General features: G+C 64.6%; 20 protein-coding genes and 1 tRNA gene. 7 read left to right on the top strand and 14 right to left on the bottom strand.

Annotated elements, in window-relative coordinates:
• Window positions 1-177 precede the first annotated feature (177 nt).
• Window positions 178-2,394, top strand: a complete 2,217-nt coding sequence (purL, locus tag ACOZ4H_RS07925; protein WP_424328760.1) for a phosphoribosylformylglycinamidine synthase subunit PurL — start codon at window positions 178-180, stop codon at window positions 2,392-2,394.
• On the opposite strand, the gene ACOZ4H_RS07920 is transcribed toward purL, so the two are convergent.
• From ACOZ4H_RS07920 to ACOZ4H_RS07910, 3 genes are all read right to left on the bottom strand, one after another.
• Window positions 2,395-3,657 (bottom strand): sensor histidine kinase, encoded by a 1,263-nt coding sequence (locus ACOZ4H_RS07920; RefSeq protein ID WP_424328759.1) that lies wholly within the window; start codon window positions 3,655-3,657, stop codon window positions 2,395-2,397.
• Between the two features lie 3 nt (window positions 3,658-3,660).
• Entirely contained in the window at window positions 3,661-4,872 is a 1,212-nt protein-coding gene (locus ACOZ4H_RS07915; protein WP_424328758.1) for an FIST signal transduction protein, read from the bottom strand.
• Window positions 4,873-5,021: 149 nt separating this feature from the next.
• On the bottom strand, window positions 5,022-5,213 hold the full coding sequence (locus ACOZ4H_RS07910; protein ID WP_004591771.1) for a DUF7550 family protein: 192 nt from the start codon (window positions 5,211-5,213) through the stop codon (window positions 5,022-5,024).
• 117 nt (window positions 5,214-5,330) lie between these two features.
• Between ACOZ4H_RS07910 and hisF the strand changes: the two genes are divergently transcribed.
• Entirely contained in the window at window positions 5,331-6,146 is an 816-nt protein-coding gene (hisF, locus tag ACOZ4H_RS07905; RefSeq protein ID WP_424328757.1) for an imidazole glycerol phosphate synthase subunit HisF, read from the top strand.
• Between the two features lie 297 nt (window positions 6,147-6,443).
• Window positions 6,444-7,292, top strand: coding sequence for a hypothetical protein (locus ACOZ4H_RS07900; RefSeq protein WP_424328756.1), 849 nt, complete (start codon window positions 6,444-6,446; stop codon window positions 7,290-7,292).
• A 3-nt stretch (window positions 7,293-7,295) separates the two neighbouring features.
• On the opposite strand, the gene ACOZ4H_RS07895 is transcribed toward ACOZ4H_RS07900, so the two are convergent.
• From ACOZ4H_RS07895 to ACOZ4H_RS07885, 3 genes are all read right to left on the bottom strand, one after another.
• On the bottom strand, window positions 7,296-7,580 hold the full coding sequence (locus ACOZ4H_RS07895; RefSeq protein WP_424328755.1) for a DNA-directed RNA polymerase subunit L: 285 nt from the start codon (window positions 7,578-7,580) through the stop codon (window positions 7,296-7,298).
• A gap of 80 nt (window positions 7,581-7,660) precedes the next feature.
• Window positions 7,661-7,972, bottom strand: coding sequence for a DUF7410 domain-containing protein (locus ACOZ4H_RS07890; RefSeq protein WP_129755314.1), 312 nt, complete (start codon window positions 7,970-7,972; stop codon window positions 7,661-7,663).
• The gene (locus ACOZ4H_RS07885; protein WP_424330352.1) at window positions 7,969-9,315 is read right to left on the bottom strand and encodes a hypothetical protein; all 1,347 of its coding nucleotides are present in this window, start codon (window positions 9,313-9,315) and stop codon (window positions 7,969-7,971) included. Before ACOZ4H_RS07885 ends, ACOZ4H_RS07890 begins: the two co-directional genes overlap by 4 nt.
• A 169-nt stretch (window positions 9,316-9,484) precedes the next feature.
• Here ACOZ4H_RS07885 and ACOZ4H_RS07880 point away from each other — a divergent pair, with 169 nt between their 5' ends.
• From ACOZ4H_RS07880 to ACOZ4H_RS07865, 4 genes are all read left to right on the top strand, one after another.
• A complete protein-coding gene (locus ACOZ4H_RS07880; protein ID WP_424328754.1) occupies window positions 9,485-10,348 on the top strand; it encodes a cytochrome c oxidase subunit 3 in 864 nt (287 codons plus the stop codon).
• A 42-nt stretch (window positions 10,349-10,390) separates the two neighbouring features.
• A complete protein-coding gene (locus ACOZ4H_RS07875; protein WP_424328753.1) occupies window positions 10,391-10,633 on the top strand; it encodes a DUF7385 family protein in 243 nt (80 codons plus the stop codon).
• Window positions 10,634-10,687: 54 nt separating this feature from the next.
• Window positions 10,688-11,323, top strand: coding sequence for a PGF-CTERM sorting domain-containing protein (locus ACOZ4H_RS07870; RefSeq protein ID WP_424328752.1), 636 nt, complete (start codon window positions 10,688-10,690; stop codon window positions 11,321-11,323).
• A 167-nt stretch (window positions 11,324-11,490) separates the two neighbouring features.
• The gene (locus ACOZ4H_RS07865; RefSeq protein ID WP_424328751.1) at window positions 11,491-12,531 is read left to right on the top strand and encodes an NAD(P)-dependent alcohol dehydrogenase; all 1,041 of its coding nucleotides are present in this window, start codon (window positions 11,491-11,493) and stop codon (window positions 12,529-12,531) included.
• Between the two features lie 51 nt (window positions 12,532-12,582).
• On the opposite strand, the gene ACOZ4H_RS07860 is transcribed toward ACOZ4H_RS07865, so the two are convergent.
• The 8 genes from ACOZ4H_RS07860 to ACOZ4H_RS07825 form a co-directional block, all read right to left on the bottom strand.
• A complete protein-coding gene (locus tag ACOZ4H_RS07860) occupies window positions 12,583-12,888 on the bottom strand; it encodes a DUF7562 family protein (protein WP_424328750.1) in 306 nt (101 codons plus the stop codon).
• A 372-nt stretch (window positions 12,889-13,260) separates the two neighbouring features.
• Window positions 13,261-13,334 (bottom strand) — tRNA-Thr (locus tag ACOZ4H_RS07855).
• 78 nt (window positions 13,335-13,412) lie between these two features.
• Window positions 13,413-13,826, bottom strand: a complete 414-nt coding sequence (locus ACOZ4H_RS07850; RefSeq protein WP_424328749.1) for a universal stress protein — start codon at window positions 13,824-13,826, stop codon at window positions 13,413-13,415.
• A gap of 3 nt (window positions 13,827-13,829) precedes the next feature.
• A complete protein-coding gene (locus ACOZ4H_RS07845; RefSeq protein ID WP_424328748.1) occupies window positions 13,830-14,579 on the bottom strand; it encodes an ABC transporter ATP-binding protein in 750 nt (249 codons plus the stop codon).
• 2 nt (window positions 14,580-14,581) lie between these two features.
• Window positions 14,582-15,367 carry an ABC transporter ATP-binding protein gene (locus ACOZ4H_RS07840; RefSeq protein ID WP_424328747.1) on the bottom strand — a complete coding sequence of 262 codons (786 nt, stop codon included), beginning with the start codon at window positions 15,365-15,367 and terminating at the stop codon, window positions 14,582-14,584.
• On the bottom strand, window positions 15,360-16,424 hold the full coding sequence (locus ACOZ4H_RS07835) for a branched-chain amino acid ABC transporter permease (RefSeq protein WP_424328746.1): 1,065 nt from the start codon (window positions 16,422-16,424) through the stop codon (window positions 15,360-15,362). Before ACOZ4H_RS07835 ends, ACOZ4H_RS07840 begins: the two co-directional genes overlap by 8 nt.
• Window positions 16,421-17,308, bottom strand: coding sequence for a branched-chain amino acid ABC transporter permease (locus tag ACOZ4H_RS07830; RefSeq protein WP_424328745.1), 888 nt, complete (start codon window positions 17,306-17,308; stop codon window positions 16,421-16,423). The genes ACOZ4H_RS07835 and ACOZ4H_RS07830 overlap by 4 nt, the downstream gene beginning before the upstream one ends.
• 5 nt (window positions 17,309-17,313) lie before the next feature.
• Window positions 17,314-18,636: an amino acid ABC transporter substrate-binding protein gene (locus ACOZ4H_RS07825; protein ID WP_424328744.1), complete on the bottom strand. Its 1,323-nt coding sequence runs from the start codon at window positions 18,634-18,636 to the stop codon at window positions 17,314-17,316.
• Window positions 18,637-18,751: the final 115 nt, after the last annotated feature.

The following is an 18,751-nucleotide window of genomic DNA, read 5'->3' as shown; positions in this document are numbered from 1 at the left end:
GCAGCCCTTGAAAACCCACAGCCGCTATCAGTAACCGCTCGTATTCATCTGTGATTCTATCCCATGAAATTGAGTGGTGAGTCCCGCAGCAGAGACTCGCTCCGAAGTCGCCGTTCGTGTACTGCCGACGCGGGTGCATGGAAAGGGACTTATCCGGCGGGCGGCCACGGAGAGGTAATGAGCCTGTCCGACGCGGACCACGAACTCGTGGTCGAGGAGATCGGTCGGGAGCCGACACGGGCGGAGGCCGCTCTCTTCGAGAACCTCTGGAGCGAACACTGCGCGTATCGCTCCTCTCGCCCCCTGCTGTCGGCGTTCGACTCCGAGGGCGACCAGGTCGTCATCGGCCCCGGCGACGACGCGGCCGTCGTCTCCCTGCCGACCCACGACGATGGCGAAGAGATGTACATCACGATGGGCGTCGAGTCCCACAACCACCCGTCCTACGTCGACCCGTTCGACGGGGCGGCGACGGGCGTGGGCGGGATCGTCCGCGACACGCTGTCGATGGGGGCCTACCCCATCGCGCTGGCCGACTGTCTGTACTTCGGCGATTTCGACCGTGAGCACTCCCGCTATCTCTTCGAGGGCGTCGTCGAGGGCATCTCCCACTACGGGAACTGCATCGGTGTCCCGACGGTCGCCGGCAGCGTCGCTTTCCACGACGACTACGAGGGGAACCCGCTCGTGAACGTCTCCTGTATCGGCCTGTTGGAGCCCGAGCGGACCATCACCGCTGAAGCACAGGAGCCCGGCAACAAGCTCGTCCTCGTCGGCAACGCGACGGGCCGGGACGGCCTCGGCGGCGCGTCCTTCGCCAGCGAGGACCTCGCGGAGGACGCCGAAACGGAGGACCGGCCGGCCGTGCAGGTCGGCGACCCGTACTCTGAGAAGCTCCTCATCGAGTGTAACGAGGCGCTGTTGGACGAGGAGCTCGTCGAGTCGGCCCGCGATCTCGGGGCCGCCGGCCTCGGTGGCGCGTCGTCCGAACTGGTCGCCAAGGGCGGCCTCGGCGCGCGCATCGAACTCGACCGCGTCCACCAGCGCGAACCGAACATGAACGCCATGGAGATTCTCCTCGCAGAGAGCCAGGAGCGGATGGTGTACGAGGTCGCGCCGGAGAACGTCGACCGCGTGGCCGAACTCGCCGAGCGATACGACCTCGGCTGTTCGGTCATCGGCGAACTCACCGAGCCGGGCACGAACTACGTCTGTACGTTCGAGGGGAGCGAGACAGCTGTCTCGGACAAGTCGAGCGGGCAGCGCCCGCGAGACAGCGAGACGGTCGTCGACGTGGACGCGGAGTTCCTCGGCGAGGGCGCGCCGATGAACGACCTGCCAAGCGACGCGCCGCCGGAACAGGAACGGGACCTGCCGACAGTGTCGCTGGACGCGGCCTTCGAGCAGATCGTCGGCAGCCCGAACTGCGCCTCGAAGCGGTGGGTGTACCGCCAGTACGACCACGAGGTGCAGGTCCGCACGAGCGTCCTGCCCGGCGACGACGCCGCACTGCTTGCCGTCCGCGAGGCCGGGACGGGGCTGGCGTTCTCCGCCGGCGCGGACCCCAACTGGACCGACGCCGCACCGTACGAGGGCGCGCGCGCCGTGGCGCTGGAAAACGCCACCAACGTCGCCGCGAAGGGCGCGACGCCCCACGCGGCCGTCGACTGCCTGAACGGCGGTAACCCCGAGAAGCCCGACGTGTACGGCGGCTTCAAGGGCATCGTCGACGGGCTGGCGGACATGTGCAGCGACCTCGACGTGCCGGTCGTCGGCGGCAACGTCTCGCTGTACAACGACTCACAGAGCGGCCCTATTCCGCCCACGCCGACGCTCGCGCTGGTCGGGGTCAAGGACGGCTACGACGCCCCGCCGCTATCGCTGTCCGGCGAGGGAACGCTCGTCGTCGTCGGCGACACCGCACTGGAAGGCGAGGCCGACCCGCGACTCGGCGGCTCCGAGTACACCGCGCAGTTCGGCGGCACCGACCGCTTCCCCGACCTCCCGGCGGACGCGACGGGGCTCATCGAGACCATCGCCGCGGTCGCCGACGCCGACCACGTGCTGGCGAGCCACGACGTGAGCCACGGCGGGCTAGCGGTGGCACTGGCGGAGATGGTTCACGAGGACGCCGGCGCGTCGGTCGAGATCGAGACGGCCGAGCGCGGCACCCGGAAGCGGCTCCTGTTCAACGAGCGGCCCGGCCGCGTCGTGTTCGAGACGACCGATCCGGCGGCGGTCCGGGAGGCCTTCGACGGCGTCGCCCCGGTGACGGAACTAGGTGAGGCAAACGGCTCCGACCGGCTCGACATCACCGTCAACGACGAGACGCTGCAGTACGACGCCGCAGAGATCGGCGACCTGCGCTCCGTTATCGAGGACGAACTGGCCTGATTACCAGCGGATCTCGAACCGCGCACCGCCCGACTCGCTTTCTGTCACCGTCACCGTCCAGCCGTGGGCTTCGGCGATACTCTGGACGATAGAGAGCCCGAATCCCGTGCCGGAGGCGTTTGTCGTATAGCCGTGTTCGAACACCTGTGCTCGGTCGTCCTCCGGAATGCCAGGGCCGTCATCGGCGACGAAGACACCGTTCTGTCCGGTCGGACCCAGGTCGGCGACGACAACGGCAGTATCCGGTTCGGCGTGTTCCACGCTGTCGTCGGACCCCGTCCGACTGCTTGTGGAACCATGTTCGACACTGTTTCGAAACAGGTTCTCGAACAACTCCTGGAGCCGTTCCGAATCTGCCTCGACCGTCGCGCCGGCGTCGACCGTCAGCGTCGCATCGGCTGTCTCGACCTGGTCCCACGCATCGGTTGCAATCGTCGCCACGTCGACCGGAGCCGTCTCACCGACGACCTGTCCCTGGCGGGCCAGCTCCAGCGTGTCATTGAGCAGCCGTTCCATCCGGTCTTGGGCCCTGGAGATGGCATCCAGGCGCTCGCGGATTCTCTCGTCGTCGACAGTGTCGAGCAAGTGATCGGTCTGGCCCACTGCGACGCTCAGTGGATTCCGCAGGTCGTGACTGACGATGCTAACGAACTCATCGAGCCGTTCGTTCTGGTGTTTCAACTGCTGCTCACGACGCTTTCGCTCGGTGATGTCGGTGTATATACCGTACCCTTCCACCTCGCCACTCTCCCGAGTGACGATAACGCTCCGAAACAGGTACGTCCGCACCTCGCCGGATGCGGTCGCCCGCTTGACCTCCTGCTCGGACTGGCCGGTGTGTTCCCACCAGTCCGTCGCGATGGCTGTCGGGTCGGCCTTGGGTGGCGCAAGCAGCGCTTGAAGCTCCGTCCCGACCACGTCAGCCCAGTCGTAGCCGAACGCCGACTCGAAGGCCTCGTTGACCGACTTAACGCGAGGCTCCCGTTGGTCGAACTCGACGACGACGGCCGGGTTCGGGATATTCTCAAGCAGGGCGTCGAATCGGTCCTGGGCCGCGAGCTGTACGCGGAGTTCGCTTGCGACGAGGGCGATGTACCCGTCGTAGTCATGCTGGATGACCTCGCAAACATCACGGGCGTCCATGTTCGTCATCGCTCGGTCGTCCGCGAGCCCGAGGTCGCCCATCGCCTCGTCGACCATGGTCGATGCTTTCTCGACCCCGACCGTCTCCGCGAACTTTGAAACGAGGGTAGCCCGGTCCATCTGTTACTCCGGTAGTGCGAAAACGACGGTGGTCGTGTTGTGAAAGCCACTGAGCTGTCCGGTCTGCATGCACAGCTCCCCGTACGTCTCGAACCCGGCGAAGGGGGCGGCGAGTCCTTCTGTCAACTCGTCGACGGCGTCTGGGAACGCGTCTTGCAGGGAGACTCGCCGACAGGCACAGTCGTAGACGAACGCGCCGGCGATGTCGCCCGCACTCATCGCCAGCGTGTCGTCAGCGGCCCGCCTGGCGGAGGTTATCTGTTCCGCACGGCTCCCGTACATCACGCGGAGCACGGTGCCTTCGGGGATATCGACGGCGAACTGCAACGACCCCGTGGACTCGTTTGCAGCGCGTGGCCAGCGTATCTTGTAGCCGTCGCCCTGATCGATACCGAACTCGTATGCCGCCATCAGCATGGTCAGTTCCTCGGAGTCGGTCGACAGGTCGTCGACCGACGTGTCGAAGGTCTCTGCGACGGAGTCTCGAACGGCGTCTTTCCACACCTCGAAGGCCGGCTCACCGCCGAGTTCGTGGACCACGTTCCCGGATGCCTCTGTCACCTCCCATGGGTCCGAAATCGGTTCGTGACCATGGGAAACGGAGATGACTGCCCGTTTCGTTCCCGACACCTGTGTAAGTACCAGCGCGTCTTCGGCAACCGTCTCACCACAGAACACCGGTGTCGACTCCATCTGGTAGTTGTCCGAGGCCGCCCCGCCCGCGAACCCGACGTGTGGACCCAGCCGGCGCTGGATCGCAAGCGACAGGCGTTCGCCGACGCCGGAAAGCCCGTCATGGAGCACAAGCGCCGACTGGTACGGGTACTCGGTACCGTCCGGTAGCGCTCGGACCGCGTCTCTGACGGTCCCCTGGATGTTGTCGCCGAGACCGGTTGCCATAGCCGTATCGAACCGGAACGCGTCGCTCGTCACGAGCACAACGGCGACGCCGCTGTCCATCGTCCGCTCTTCGGTGAACGTGCCAGAGGCCGTACAGCCGATGACGGCTGTCTCGTCGTCGACAGCGTCGGTGACGGCTGCGAGAACGGCCTCAGGGTCCAACTCAGAGTCGGCGAACACCTGACAGAAATCCACCCGCTCGGCGTCCAGGCGTTCGCGGGCGGTCGTTGCCGCCGCACGGCCGGCGCGGCGTCCTGCCGTGGCGGTCGACGTGCCCGTCGCAATCGCCGTGCCGGCGTCCGATCCTGGCGACATATTATGCCCTGTTATTCACCGAGTAACTTATAGACTCCACCAAAACTGGTCCACGAAACGGCGACTCCGGTCCGTATACTCCTCGGTAATCGCCAGTTAACCATTTCGAACGAACCGGCGCTACAGAGTTCGAGCCGACTGCGGCAGTCTCAGGCCAGCGCCAGCGCGATACCGAACGTAAGCACCAGTCCGACCAGCAGTACGCCGAGCCCTGTGCCGACCTGGGACATGGTGAACGGGCTCTGTGGGGCCGTCGACCGAAGCGGCGGTTCTCGTGCGGGGAGTTCGACGTGTTCGGGGTCGTAGTCCGGCCGGTCCTCCTCGTGGTGGTCGTCTGCCATGGGCGATGGTTCTGGAGCGTTGTACGTGTAGCTGTCGGATTACCACTGACCAATTGCCCTCACGCTTGCACCAGTCGAAACGGTCAAACGGCGCTGTTGCGAAGCCCCGACCAAGAAATGACGCTCACGAAGCGAATCATCCCCTGTATCGACGTGGACGTGGACGAGAACGGGGACGCGGCGGTGTACACGGGAGTCAACTTCGAGGACCTGGAGTACACCGGTGACCCGGTGGAGATGGCCAAGGCCTACAACGAGTCCGGAGCCGACGAGTTCGTCTTTCTGGACATCACCGCCTCCGCCGAGGGGCGCGAGACGATGCTCGATACGGTTTCGGCGGTCGCTGACGAGGTGTTCATCCCGCTGACTGTCGGCGGCGGTATCCGAACCCGCGCCGATATCAAGGAGACGCTGCGAGCCGGCGCGGACAAGGTGTCGATCAACTCCGGCGCTATCGCCGAACCCGATCTGATCAATGAGGGCGCGGCAGCCTTTGGTAGTCAGTGTATCGTCATCTCCGTCGACGCCCGCCGGCGCTTCGACGAGGAGGGCGAGTACTACACCGAGGTCGACGGCGAGTCCTGCTGGTTCGAATGCACCGTCAAGGGTGGCCGTGAGGGAACCGGACTGGATGTCATCGAGTGGGCCACCGAGGCGGAGGAGCGCGGCGCCGGTGAACTGTTCGTCAACTCCATCGACGCCGACGGGACGAAAGACGGCTACGACATCCCGCTGATGACGGCCGTCTGTGACACCGTCTCGACGCCGGTCATCGCTTCTTCGGGCTGTGGCGGCCCGGGGGACATGGAAGAGGTGTTCGTCGATGCCGGTGCCGACGCCGGCCTCGCCGCCTCCATCTTCCACTTCGGCGAGTACTCCATCGCCGAGACCAAGGAGTATCTCGATAGCAAGGGGATCCCGGTCCGACTGTAACGCCGTCTCCGACTTAGGGTAGCAATATTAAACACACATACTTGTCAGTATACCTTCATGTAGAAGTTCGTTCGTAGCCTCGGATGTCTCGGTTTTCCCCGCGTCTCGACGTTCGATATCCGTTCTTGCTGTCAGCAGTCACGCCCATCCCAGCCCCTGGCAGCAGGTGTCAACGGGGTCGAACGGCCCGATGAATCAGCCTGTGACTGAGCGACCATGGGGGAACGTCTCCCCGGAACCGCAGCACTGCGGCTCGGCACCGGGCAGGTTTTATCCGCCCGACACGGAGAATCAGCAATGAAATGGCGGTGCGAATGGTGTGGCAAACCCCACGAGGAAGACGAGCCGCCGTGTGACAACTGCGGCCACGGCTCCTTCGAGGAGGCCGTGACGCAGGTCAACGAAGAGGTCGTCGAGGGCGGACCCAGATGGGTCTGTCTGGACTGCGGTCGCCAGCACCAGAAGAACTCCCCGCCGTGCAAGCGCTGTGGCGGGAGTAACTTCGAGCGACGGACGGGACCGCCGGAGGACGACCCGCTCGATGAGATCAAGACCGGCTGGCTGGACGTAGTAGAGACGAAGTACGTGATCGGCTACGCCGCCGTGGCGGTGTTGCTGGGCCTTATCGTGCTCGCTGCTGTGGGCAGTATCGCGCTGCCGGGCTTTGCCTCCGATACCCCTACTGGCCCGCCGCAGGTTGCGTCCCCGGCTGGGAGCGGTGACACTGTCAACTCGCTCTCGCTCGCCGGGGTTGAGGACACCTACCTCGACGTGTACAACGTCCGGCGGTCGGGCGTCGGCGGCGGGACGGTCTCTCGGAACGCGAGCATGGACGACGCCGCGGCCTACTACAACAAGGGCCGCGTCGACGCGCGATACGCCAACGCGGAGCCGCCCACGCGGGAGGGTGTCTCTCGGTTCCCCCTCCCCTGTGACCGTCCGACAGTGGTCAGCTACGAAGTGGCCTACGACCGAACGCCACAGTCACTCGACCAGTTCCAGAACGAGACGGCGCTGGCGACCGCGCTCGTCGACAGCTACCTCGAGCGGGGCGACAGGATTCGGAGGGCGGAAGCCGGGCTGATCGGTCTCGATATCCACGTCGGCCCGGACGAACGCGTGTTCGTCACGTACGTGCTCTGCTAGAAGTTACGCGGCGGCTTCGAACGCGTCAGTGAAACTGTCGGTCTTCTCGATGACGGCGTCGGTCCCGTCTTCGAGGGCCGCTAGCGCGTCGACGCCCTCCTCGGTTTTGATGGTCAGTACCGGGTCCGTCTGGCCCCCGGACTGTTCCGGGTTCACGTCGTAGGTCGCCGCCGTGACGCCTTCTGTCTCCAGTAGCGCCCCCTTGATGACGTTCATGAACGTGTGGTCCTCACCGGCGATTTCGATAGAGAGTTCCGTGTCGGATTTGTCGATAACGCGAAGGTCCATACCCACTGTTTGGTCGCCTCCGACCCATCAACGCTTCGCTTCCCGCCCGTTGTCGGTGCGGTCACCAGGCCGAGTGGCGCTCACACGAGCGCGTAGATCATCAGGAGACCGAAGTAGATGAGCACAAGCGCGCCCAGCGCCTGGAGTCGGAACGTCGAAAGCGACTCCTCCTCGTCGTCGTGAGCCGCCCGGAAGGCCTCGATCTCCGCGTCGTCGAGTTCGTTGGGATGGGCCAGACCGCGGTGGAGCGCGAGCCATGACTCGCGGGCGAACGGCCGGCCGCAGTACGCACAGGTGTAGGCCGTGGCGTCGGCCGGGACGTCGTAGGCTGCTCCGTCATCGGTGCTTGTCGCTGCCGTATCAGCCGCCGTCTGGGTTGCTGTGTCAGTCATAGATGGGGGAGTGCCACCTCCGGTTGGGAGACGACCCAGAGACTCGTCATGGTGTAGAACACCATAACCGCGATGAAGGGGTACTGCGACCGAATCGCCTGCAGCCGCGCGGGGAACAGGTCGTATGCGGCGGCGTGGGCCACCCAGATTGCGACCAGGTGGCCGGCGATAACCGACGTGAGCGCGACTGCGCCGAACCACTCCGGCAGTTCGACGGTCGGCACCGTCGCCGGATCCGCGAACGGCGACGCAAGCGCGACGGCCAGCGAGGGCGCGAGCACGAGGAAGTACCCGAGGTAGTGCGCGAAGTGGTAGCCGACGGCGATGGCGACGAGCGGCGGCGCGAACCGCTGTGCGAGAACCGCCGGAGACAGATACGTGTCCGACATGTCGCGGGAGAACCGGACCGCGAGCCGGTACACGCCGAGGAAGCCGGCGAAGCCGATCCCGAGCGCGACCGGATACAGGAGGTGCGGCGGGACGCCGGCGTCGACGAGTGGCGTCGTCAGGTCCCGCCAGGCCGGCGTCGTGACCAGCCCGTCGTAGGTCGTGACCCACAGCAGGGCGACCACGAACGCTACCTCGTCGGGGCCGTCGACCAGCCGCGGCGTCGAGAGGTCCATGCCGGGAAGCCGAAGTCGGAGTCCGTCCTCGTCGCGACCGATGGGCGCAAAGCGACCGTAGTAGCGGAACACCCGCTCCACCGGATCGGCGTGTGCGAACCAGTCGTCAGGTCCGAACACGAGCGCGCCCGTAAGCGTCAGCACGGCGTACCCGGCGACGACCGACGCGAGCAGTCGCGGCTGGTCGGCGAGCGGGCTGACGACCTCCAGCCACACCAGCACGAGCAGGCCGCCGACGGCGGGCCACGACCCGACGCGGGCGGGGTAGGGGCGGTCGAGCGTCGGGAGGAGTCCGGCGAGCGTCTTGAACGGATTGAGCGTCGCCCAGGCGTTGCCCACGAGATACGTCGTCATCGCCAGCCCGGCCCACCAGCCGACCCAGACGAGCAGTATCGCGAGGTTCGTCCGGGCGTTCGTCGGGCCGAGGAAGCCGACGACGAACACCGCGGCGAGTCCGGCGAGCCCGATGAGTTGGCCGGCAAGCCCCAGGACGCGCTCGAAGCCGCCCGACAGCGGCCGCCCCCAGTCGTGGATGCGCTCGATGAACGCCCGGTCGGTGACGAACGAGGCCAGCAGGAACGACGCGCCGACGGCCGCACCGCCGGTACTCAGGAAGAGCCACGTCGGTATCGTCAGCGATTCGCGACCGCCGCCGGCGAGACTGCCGCCGTGTGCGCTCGCCGTCCCCGTCGCGGCCAGCAATCCCAGCCCACACATCACCAGCGCGGCCGTGCGACGCCTCCCAGATGTCATCGTCGGCAGTTGGGCCTTCGCCCCCGTGTAGCTTCCGGGACGCCGCCGCGTCACGCGCTCGGGTACCGGGTTGGATGCGGAACACGCCGCAGGGAATTGGATGGGCTTTTAGTATTCCGTTCGCAAGGGCCCTAGTATGAGTGTCTCCGATGAACACGCGGACGACGGGCACGGGGAGCATCACCTCCCGGCGACGGAGGACTGGCCCCACGGGTTCGGCGAGGCCAGCTGGTGGCCCTTCGTGACGGCGATCGGTGGTTCGGGCATCTACATCAGCGCGGCCCTGCTCGTGCTCTCGATGGGCGAGAACGCACTTGTCAGCCAGACGGTCGGGGCGGGCGCGATGGCCGGGAGCGTCGGCATCTTCCTCGTCGGCCTCTACGGTTGGCTGTACCACGCCTTCGTTTCGGACTTCTGGGAGCGCGGCACGGACTACCACTCCGATAAGACGCTGAAGTTCGCGATGCTGTTGTTCCTGGGGACCGAAATCGCCACCTTCGGCGCTGGCTTCGTCTACTACTTCATCGTTCGCGGCGGCGAGGTCTGGACACAGGCGGCAGTGCCCGAGGTGTTCGGCTCGCTAGTGATCATCAACACGCTGATCCTAGTCGCCAGTTCGGTGACGCTTCACTTCAGTCACCTCGCGCTCCGGAACGGAAACCGGGGTCGGTTCCTGAAGCTCCTTGGCGCGACGCTGTTGCTTGGTATCGTCTTCATCGGCGGGCAGGTGTACGAGTACTACGAGTTCATCGTCCACGAGGGCTTTACCGTCGGTGGCGGCATCTACGGCTCCGCATTCTACGGCCTCACAGGGCTCCACGGACTCCACGTCACGATGGGCGCCGTGCTCCTGGGCATCGTCTTCGTCCGCGCGTACTACGGTCAGTACTCGGCTGAACGGCACACTTCCGTCTCCACGGCGTCGATGTACTGGCACTTCGTCGACATCGTCTGGATCTTCCTCGTCGTCGTGCTCTACATGGGCGCGAACCTGGTGTAAGCCGCCGACGAGTTTTAGACGGCCGACACTCGTTTCACACGCATGGACCAGCTAGACGTCAGCGGGAGCTTCGACGTACACGAGTACCGCCACGGGCTCAAGCTGCTGAAAGACGACCGCGGGACGATGACGCTGTCGAACCGGAAGGGGTTCGCCTGTCCGGCCTGTGGCGACGAGTTCGAGACGCTCTTCATCAGCGAGAAGCGGACGAACACCTTCGGAAACCCCGGTTCGCCCTTCTGTCTGGTCCGGACTGACGACCAGCTGCTGGTCCTGACACATTGAGCCGTCACGGTGCCGGTAACAAGGCTTATCCCACCTGATACGATTCGGTGAGGTATGGATCGGATCCTCCCCGCAGTCGGTCTCGCCGCCCTCGTCGTCCTGTCCGGCTGTGTGACAGCGACGGTCGACTCGACAGTGGCCGCCGACGGCACAGTTTCGGAGTACGACCTGACACTCGAGATGTCCCCCTCAGTGTATGACGGCCTCCAGAGCCAGGCCCAGCAGGAGGGCTATGAATCGGTCGAGGGGTATCTCCTGGCCGACGTGAACACCAGTCGGATGGAGAACCACACGTACGAACAGGAGCTAGAGGGTGAGAACGTCACCCTTTCGATGACGTTCACGAACTGGAACCCCGGCCCCGAAAGTGACGTGTCGACCAACGTCAGCGGGGGCAACGTCACGTACGAGGACCGGACGTTCGTCACTGCGAACGAGGACACCGACGTGGCCTTCGGCGACGGCGTCGCGGTCGAGTACCAGTTGACGATGCCCGCCGACATCACGTCCTCGAACGCTGACATCGTGCAGAACGAAACCGCAGTCTGGGAGTACGCGGCCGACGAACCGGTCGACGAACCGATCCGCGCGACCAGCCCCGCGCCGTCGTCGGCCTTCGGCCCGGGCATGGGGATTCCCGTCGCAGTCGTGGCACTGCTCGGGGCCGCACTGCTGGCCAGCCGAGACTGAGCAACTGGGATCGCCCCCGCACCTATAACTTCTTGCACCCGGACTCAGAGACGACAGACCCCGGCCGGGTGGCTGACACTTTGTGCGATAGCGGAAAGCGCGTCGTCGGAAATATATTCGATATTTTATAATGTGTGTTTATTGCTGTTTCGCGCGGACACAGAACGATGCGCGCAGCCAGACTCCACGAGTACACGCATGACATGTCGAACGGGCTCTCGATAGACGAGGTGGACGCACCACAGGTCGCGTCGGGGGACGATGTCGTCGTCGAGGTCGAAGGGGCCGGCTGGTGCCAGACTGACAATCACATCATCGAGGGTATGTGGGAGCAGTACGTCCCGCAGGACCTCCCGATGACACTGGGTCACGAGAACGCCGGGACAGTCGTCGAGACGGGTGACGACGTCGACATCGTCTCCGAGGGCGACCAGGTCATCTGTCATCCGGTCCAGACCTGTGGCACCTGCCGACCGTGCCGACAGGGCGAGACGATGTACTGCGAGAACGACGCGTTCAACGGCCTGACGACCGACGGCGGCTTCGCCGACCAGCTACTGACTAGCGACCGGTCGGTCATCCCGCTGCCGGAGGGCGTCGATCTAGCCGACATCGCACCGCACGCTGACGCCGGTATCACGGCCTACCACGCGGCGAAGAAGGCCGTCGACGGACTCAACCCGGGCGACACTGCGGTCGTTATCGGCATCGGTGGGCTCGGCCACATCGGTCTCCAGTGTCTCGACGCGATGTGTGCCGCCGACCTCGTCGCCGTCGACATCAAGCAGTCCGCCCGCGACCTCGCCGACGACCTCGGCGCACACTACACCATCGACCCCGAAAGCGAAGACGTAGCCAGCGAGGTCGAAGCCATCAGCGACGGCGTCGGCGCGGCGCAGGTGCTCGATTTCGTCGGGGCCGACGAGACGACGGCGCTCGCGCCCGATATCTGTGCCGCCGGCGGCGACCATCACATCATCGGCTACGGGGGTCACATCCACGAACCCGCGCAGGCACTCGTCAACGGCGAGTTCGCCTATCAGGGCAACATCGTCGGCCAGTACACCGAGCTCCAGGAACTGGTCGCGCTCGTCGAGCGGGGTGCGGTCGACCTCCACACGACCCAGTACGGCCTCAACGACGTGAACACCGTCGCACAGAAACTGGAAGACCGGGAGATCGACGGCCGAGCGGTCATCACGCCCTGAACCGTTCCCGAGACGGTATTCCATCGCCTGACGGGGTACCCACCGTCCGGCTCAGCGACCGTCGGCGCGGGTCTGTTCCGTTTCATCGGCCAGGTCGTGATAGCGTCCGAGGAACGCGTCCCGGCTCACGGTCCCGGCACCGGCCGATTCAAGCCGATCTTCTAGCCCGGTCCGGTCGAAGTGGCAGTACTCCCGGTAGCAGGGCTTGCACAGATACTCGAAGGACTTACCGTCGCGGTTCCAGCGGTCCCCGTACTTATCGTATTCTCGGGCGTCCGACCGGGCGACCGTTTCACCGCAGGCGATGCAACAGACGTCTTCATCGGTGGCGCGATGCCAGGCGTTTCTGAAATCCATCAGAACCACACTCCATCTGACCGCCCGCAAGTGTGTCCGTCGTGCCGCTCTCGCGGGCACACCGCAGTCCCCGCCGGTAATCCGTGCTGTGTGACCATCGTTTACGGCTAGAAGTTCCGCCCGGCAGCACGTTGCCGTATCGCATCACTGATGAGGGTGATTTTTATACCGGCTCGCGGAGCACCGCCGGGACAGCGACGCAGCACCTACGGCTGCCGACAAGTCGTCTTCGGTAGAGAACGCGGCTAACTCGTAGAACGGCATTCGAAAAGGGAAGCCGGTGGAGGGATTATGAACCACGGTCGGAGCAACGCTCCTCCCTGATTCAAATCCCTCATTGGCTTTCGCTCGTTACGCTCGTTCCTCGCAAAAAGCCGGTGGAGGGATTTGAACCCTCGGCCTAATCCTTACGAAGGATTCGCTCTGCCAGTCTGAGCTACACCGGCGCGTCGCTCGCGTACATCAGTTGTTGGACGCATAACCGCAATAAGGATTGCGAATCGGGGCCACCGAGAGGGACGTTCTCACTCCGCTCGGGAGCCGACGACGGTGACCGGGTCGTCCGCCTCGAGCAGGACTTGCTGGGAGACGCTGCCGAACACTGCTTTGCCGGTCGGCGACCGCTTTCTGGACCCCATAACGATCTGGTCGGCATCGAACTCGTCGGCCAGATCGATGATGCCGTCCGCGGGCGGTTGCGTCCCCTCGGCCAGTTCGACATCGACCTCGTGGTCTTCGAGGTAATCACGCACGAGGCGAACCGTCGAAATCCGCTCAACGTTGCGTAGCTCCTCGGGCGCTTCCGCCTCTTCCTTGGTCAGTGCGTGGGTGATGACGGCCTTGATCTCGGTGTCGGCGGACGGTAGCTCCGCGACGAAGGCAGCTTGGCCGCGGGCGCGGTCTTCGTCGGCGTCGACGGGAACAAGTATCGTGTACATGTGTTAGCCTCCTAGATACAGGCGTCCGACTTCCTCGTCGTTAAGCAGTTCGGTCCCCGTGCCGGTGAACTTGATTTCACCGCTCGCGAGCACGAAGCCGCGGTCGGCGATAGAGAGCCCCTTTTCGGCGTTCTGTTCGACGAGCAGGATGGTGGTTCCGAGGTCGTTGAGTTGCTCGATACGCTCGAACACGTCGTCGATGAACCGCGGTTCGAGCCCGATAGACGGCTCGTCGAGCATCATCACATCCGGTTCGACCATCAGCGCGCGGGCCAGTTCCAGCAGGCGACGCTGGCCGCCCGAGAGAGTACCGGCTGACTGGCTCCGGAGGTCGTTGAGCACCGGGAACTCCTCGTACAGTTCCTCCGCGCGGGCAGCGGCGCGGTCGTCGTCGTTGAACACGTAGCCGCCCATCAGCATGTTCTCGTGGACGCTCATCCCGGGGAAGACGCTGGCGTCCTGCAGCACGTAGCTCATCCCGTTGGCGAGGTTCTGCTGGGGCGACCGGCCAGTGATCTCCTGGCCGCGGAACGACACCGTCCCGGACTGGACGTCCGCGAACCCGTAGATGCTCTTCATCAGGGTGGACTTCCCGGAGCCGTTCGGGCCGATGAGACAGGCGACCTGTTCGTCCTCGACGGCGATGCTCACGTCGTGCAACACGGTGGTGTTGCCGTAGCCGGCCGTGACGTTCTCCATCCGAAGCACCGTGTCCCCGGTCGGTTCGCTCGTGGCGTCTGGTGTGGATGCCATACTCACTCCCTCCCGAGGTACGCGTCGAGCACGCGCTGGTCGTTCTGTATCTCTTCGGGCGTCCCGTTGGCGATGCGCTCGCCGTGGGCCAGGACGTAGATGCGGTCGGCGATGTCCATGACGAAGTCCATGTTGTGTTCGATGAGGAAGATTGTCGACTCCTGTTCCTCGTTGGCGTTACGGATGTAGTCGATGAGGTTCTCGAGCATCGAGGGGTTGATACCGCCGGCGGGCTCGTCCATCAGCAGGATTTCGGGTTCCGACATCAGCTCCATCGCGAACTCGAGCAGCTTCTGTTGGCCGAAACTCATCCGCCCGGCGCGGGTCTCTGCGAGTCCACCGAGATCGACGTAGTCCAGTAGTTCGTCCGTTCGAGCGAGCAGCGAACTATCGGGGCGGCGCATGAGACTGGAGACGTCGGCGCCCCCCTCCTGGGCCGCAAGCAGCAGGTTCTCGCGGACGGTCATGTCCCCGAAGATGCGAGTCTCCTGGAACATTCGCCCCAGGCCGGCCCGCGCGATTTTGTGCTCAGGCCAGTCCGTCACGTCCTCGCCCTGGAGGTAGACTCGGCCCTCGTCGGGCGTCAGCGTCCCGGTGATGCAGTTGAACAGCGTGGACTTGCCCGCACCGTTTGGCCCGATGAGGCCGACGATTTCGCCACTGTGGATCTCGATGTCCACGTCGTCGACGGCGGTCAGGCCGCCGAAGCGCTTCGTGACACCGTCGGTCCGCAGCACCGCACGGTCGCTGTCCGTGTCGGTCGCCGGGCCGCTCGTTGCCTTACTCATCGGCACTCACCTCCGATCCGTCGTCAGTGTCCGTGGCGGCCATGCCGCCGTGTTTGTAGTAGTCCATCTGGCTGGCGTATTCGCTGAGCGTTCCGACGACGCCCTTGGGGAAGCCGATGACCGTGATGATGACGGCTCCACCAAGCAGGACGAGTTGCCACCCGACTGCGAAGGTCTCAACGAGTTCGATGATGGTGTGGAGCCCGAACGCGCCGATGACCGGGCCGGCGACGGTGCCGGATCCGCCAAGCAGCGCCATCGCGATGAGTTCCACGTTCCACGCGCCGTTGTAGGCCGTCTGGGGGTCGATGAACGTGTTGAACAGACTGTACGCCGCACCGGCAAAGCCCGTGAACAGGCCGGCCAGCATCCACGCGGCCGTCTTGTAGTAGGTGGTGTTGAACCCCATCGCCGTGGCCTTCTCCTCGTCGTCGCGGATGGCGTTCAGAACGAAGCCGAATCGCGTCCCGGAGAGGTAGTAGACGAGCCCCATCTCGACGACGAGAACGCCGAGGAACAGGTAGTAGAAGGTCTCGGCGGACGGCGTCTCAAGCAGTATCTTCCCGCTGGCGCCACCGGTGATGTCGAGGATGCGGGAGACCTGCTGGGCGACCAGCAGGACGCCCAGCGTCGCGATGGCGAAGTAGTGGCCGCGGAGTCGGAGCACGACGATGCCGATGACGCCTGCGAAGGTGACGGCGAGCAAGCCGGCCAGCAGGAACGCGACCGGGAACGCGAGGGCGAAATCCTTCGTCAGGATGGCCGTCGCGTACGCGCCGATACCGAAGAAGGCCATGTTCCCGAAACTGGGATAGCCGGTCTGTCCGCCGACGATGTCCCAGGACAGCGCCAGGATGGCGAACAGGAACATCTCAGTGAGGACGGTCATGTAGTAGCCGCCCTCCAGTCCGAGAACGGGGAACGAAGCTGCAATCAGCGCCCCGAGACCGAGCAGCGGCCAGCCGTAGTCGTCACAGGTCCCGAGGAACCGGTCGACCTGTTCCGGTGGGAGAATCGACCGGAGGACGCCACCGGACTCCTCGTCGGTCGTGCTCATTGCTCAGCCCCCTGGCCGAACAGGCCCTTCGGTTTGAGGATGAGCAGGACGATGAGCAGCGAGAAGCTCACCGCGAGCGTCCACTGCGAGGAGGCGAAGCCGGCGACCAGTTCCTCGACCGACCCGAGCAACAGGCCGCCGATGAGCGCGCCGGGGATGCTCCCGACGCCGCCAAAGACCACGATGATGAAGCTCTTGAGCGTGTAGATGAGCCCCATCTGTGGCTGGATGTTCAGGATGACGGCGATGAACGCGCCGATACCACCGGCGATGGCCGAGGAGACGCCGAAGGTCACCGCGCGTGTGTGTTCGACGTCGATGCCGACCAGCGCCGCGGCTTCGGGGTTCTGCGAGACAGCCCGTATCGCTCGTCCGGTCCGTGTTTTCTGGAGGAACACGTACATGAGCGCGGTGAGGACGAGCGCGCCGGCGAAGGCGACGAGTTTCATCTTCGGGACGACGATGCCAGCGAGGTTCATCGACGGGTCCGCGAAGCTGACCTGAATCGACCGCGGGTTCGCCGACCACGCCTGTATCGCCAGTTGCTGGATGGCGATGCTCGCGCCGAAGGTCACCAGCAGGGTGAGGAAGATGTCGGTTCCGATGACCCGTGAAACCAGCGTCCGCTGGAGCGCGTACCCGATGCCGAACAGCACAGCGATGGCGACCGGGATGGTCGCCAGAAACAGGAGTGGTGACCCCTCCGCGTTCCCGGTGACCAGCGTCAGCACCCAGTAGGAGGTGTATCCACCGAGCATCACCATCTCGCCGTGGGCGAGGTTGATGATATCGACGACGCCCCAGATGAGCGCGAATCCGACCGCCACGCCTGCGAACAGCGCACCGACCAGCAGGCCGTTGACGACGAATTGGGTGGCAGCCATCGCTCTCAGCGCTCGCTCCAGTCAGGCATCGGGTAGATCGGTTCCGACTGTGCCACGTTCTCCGGGTACGTTATCTGGAGGCCAGGGTCGGGCTGCCACTGGTAGACTAGCATGTTCTTGTCGATGACGCCGCTATCGTCGAAGGCGACAGTGCCGTACACCGTCGAGAACTCGGCCTGCCGTATCTGGTCCCGAACCGCAGTCGGGCCGAGTTCGTCGACGTTCTGGAAGGCGTTCATATAGGTGAGGATGACCGCCTCGCCGGCCGCGCTGTGGTAGTCCGGCGTGTAGTCGTAGTTCTCCTCGATAGCCGAAACGAAGTCACCGGTCTTGCCGTACACCGGATCGTCGAAGTTCGCGTTGACTGCCCACGAGGACGGCCCATACATGTAGTCACCGTTCGCACCGGCCTCGTCCTTGAAGGAGTCGTTGAGGCTGCCGACGGTTCCCATCGCCGCGTCGACGTTGACGTTCTGGCTCTCCATCTGGTTGGCCAGGATGATGTTGTGCTTCTGGTGGGCACACAGTAGTAGAATGTCAGCGCCGCTGTCCCGAACCCTACCGAGATTCGTCGAGAGGTCAGACGTGTCCGACGGGAACGTCTGGTCGACGACCAGTTCCAGATCTGTGTTGCTGATTTTGTTACGTGCGCCCTCCGCGGTCGACTGGCTGAACGTGCCGTCTTCGGCAAGAATCGCGATAGACTCCGGTGCCGAGTCCTGCGCGAGGCACATATCGATGTAGCTCTTGGCGTACTTGTTCGCCGTCGGCAGGAGGCCGAAGATCCACTCGTTGCCCTGTGCGAAAATCTCCGGGCTCGCGCCGCCACCTTCGACCATCGGTTTCTGGTTCTGTGCGGCCACGGCGCTCGCGGGCAGGGTCACCGTACTGGAGTACGGTCCGAGCAGGTAGTCGATGCCCTCGCGGTCGATGAGTTCCTGATAGATGGATTTCGACTGGGAGGCATCGGTCCCGTCGTCCCGGAGAACCATCTCCAGTTCGTAGGTGTTGCCGTCGCCGGCCTCGACGCCGCCGGACTCGTTGATGCGCTGGATGGTCAGTTCGTAGGCGTCCTTGTACAGCTGCCCGAGGTCGGCGTTGTCCCCGGTGAGACTCATCGAACCGCCAAGGGTGATGACGTTCGTTCCACTGCCGCTTTCGCCGGTGGAGCCGCCGTCGCTGCCGCCGTCACTGCCACCACTTCCGTCGCCCCCGTCACTACTGCCGTCGCCACCATCACCCGAACAGCCAGCGAGGCCAGTCAGTCCGAGGACACCTGTGCTACCTGCCGCCTTCAGAAACGCGCGTCGGTCTTGTTTTCCAGTCATAGGTCGTTTTGCGCCCGTGTATCAATGATACACGGCCTGTACGGTCCGTTGTCACATACCCTATTAAATGTTAAGGATGTGCTGCCGAGATCGTGCGAATGGTTATAAGTACTCT

The sequence above is a fragment of the Haloarcula amylolytica genome, assembly GCF_049705545.1.
In the GTDB taxonomy this organism is placed as follows: domain Archaea; phylum Halobacteriota; class Halobacteria; order Halobacteriales; family Haloarculaceae; genus Haloarcula; species Haloarcula amylolytica_B.
This window is presented reverse-complemented; position numbering and strand designations above follow the sequence as displayed.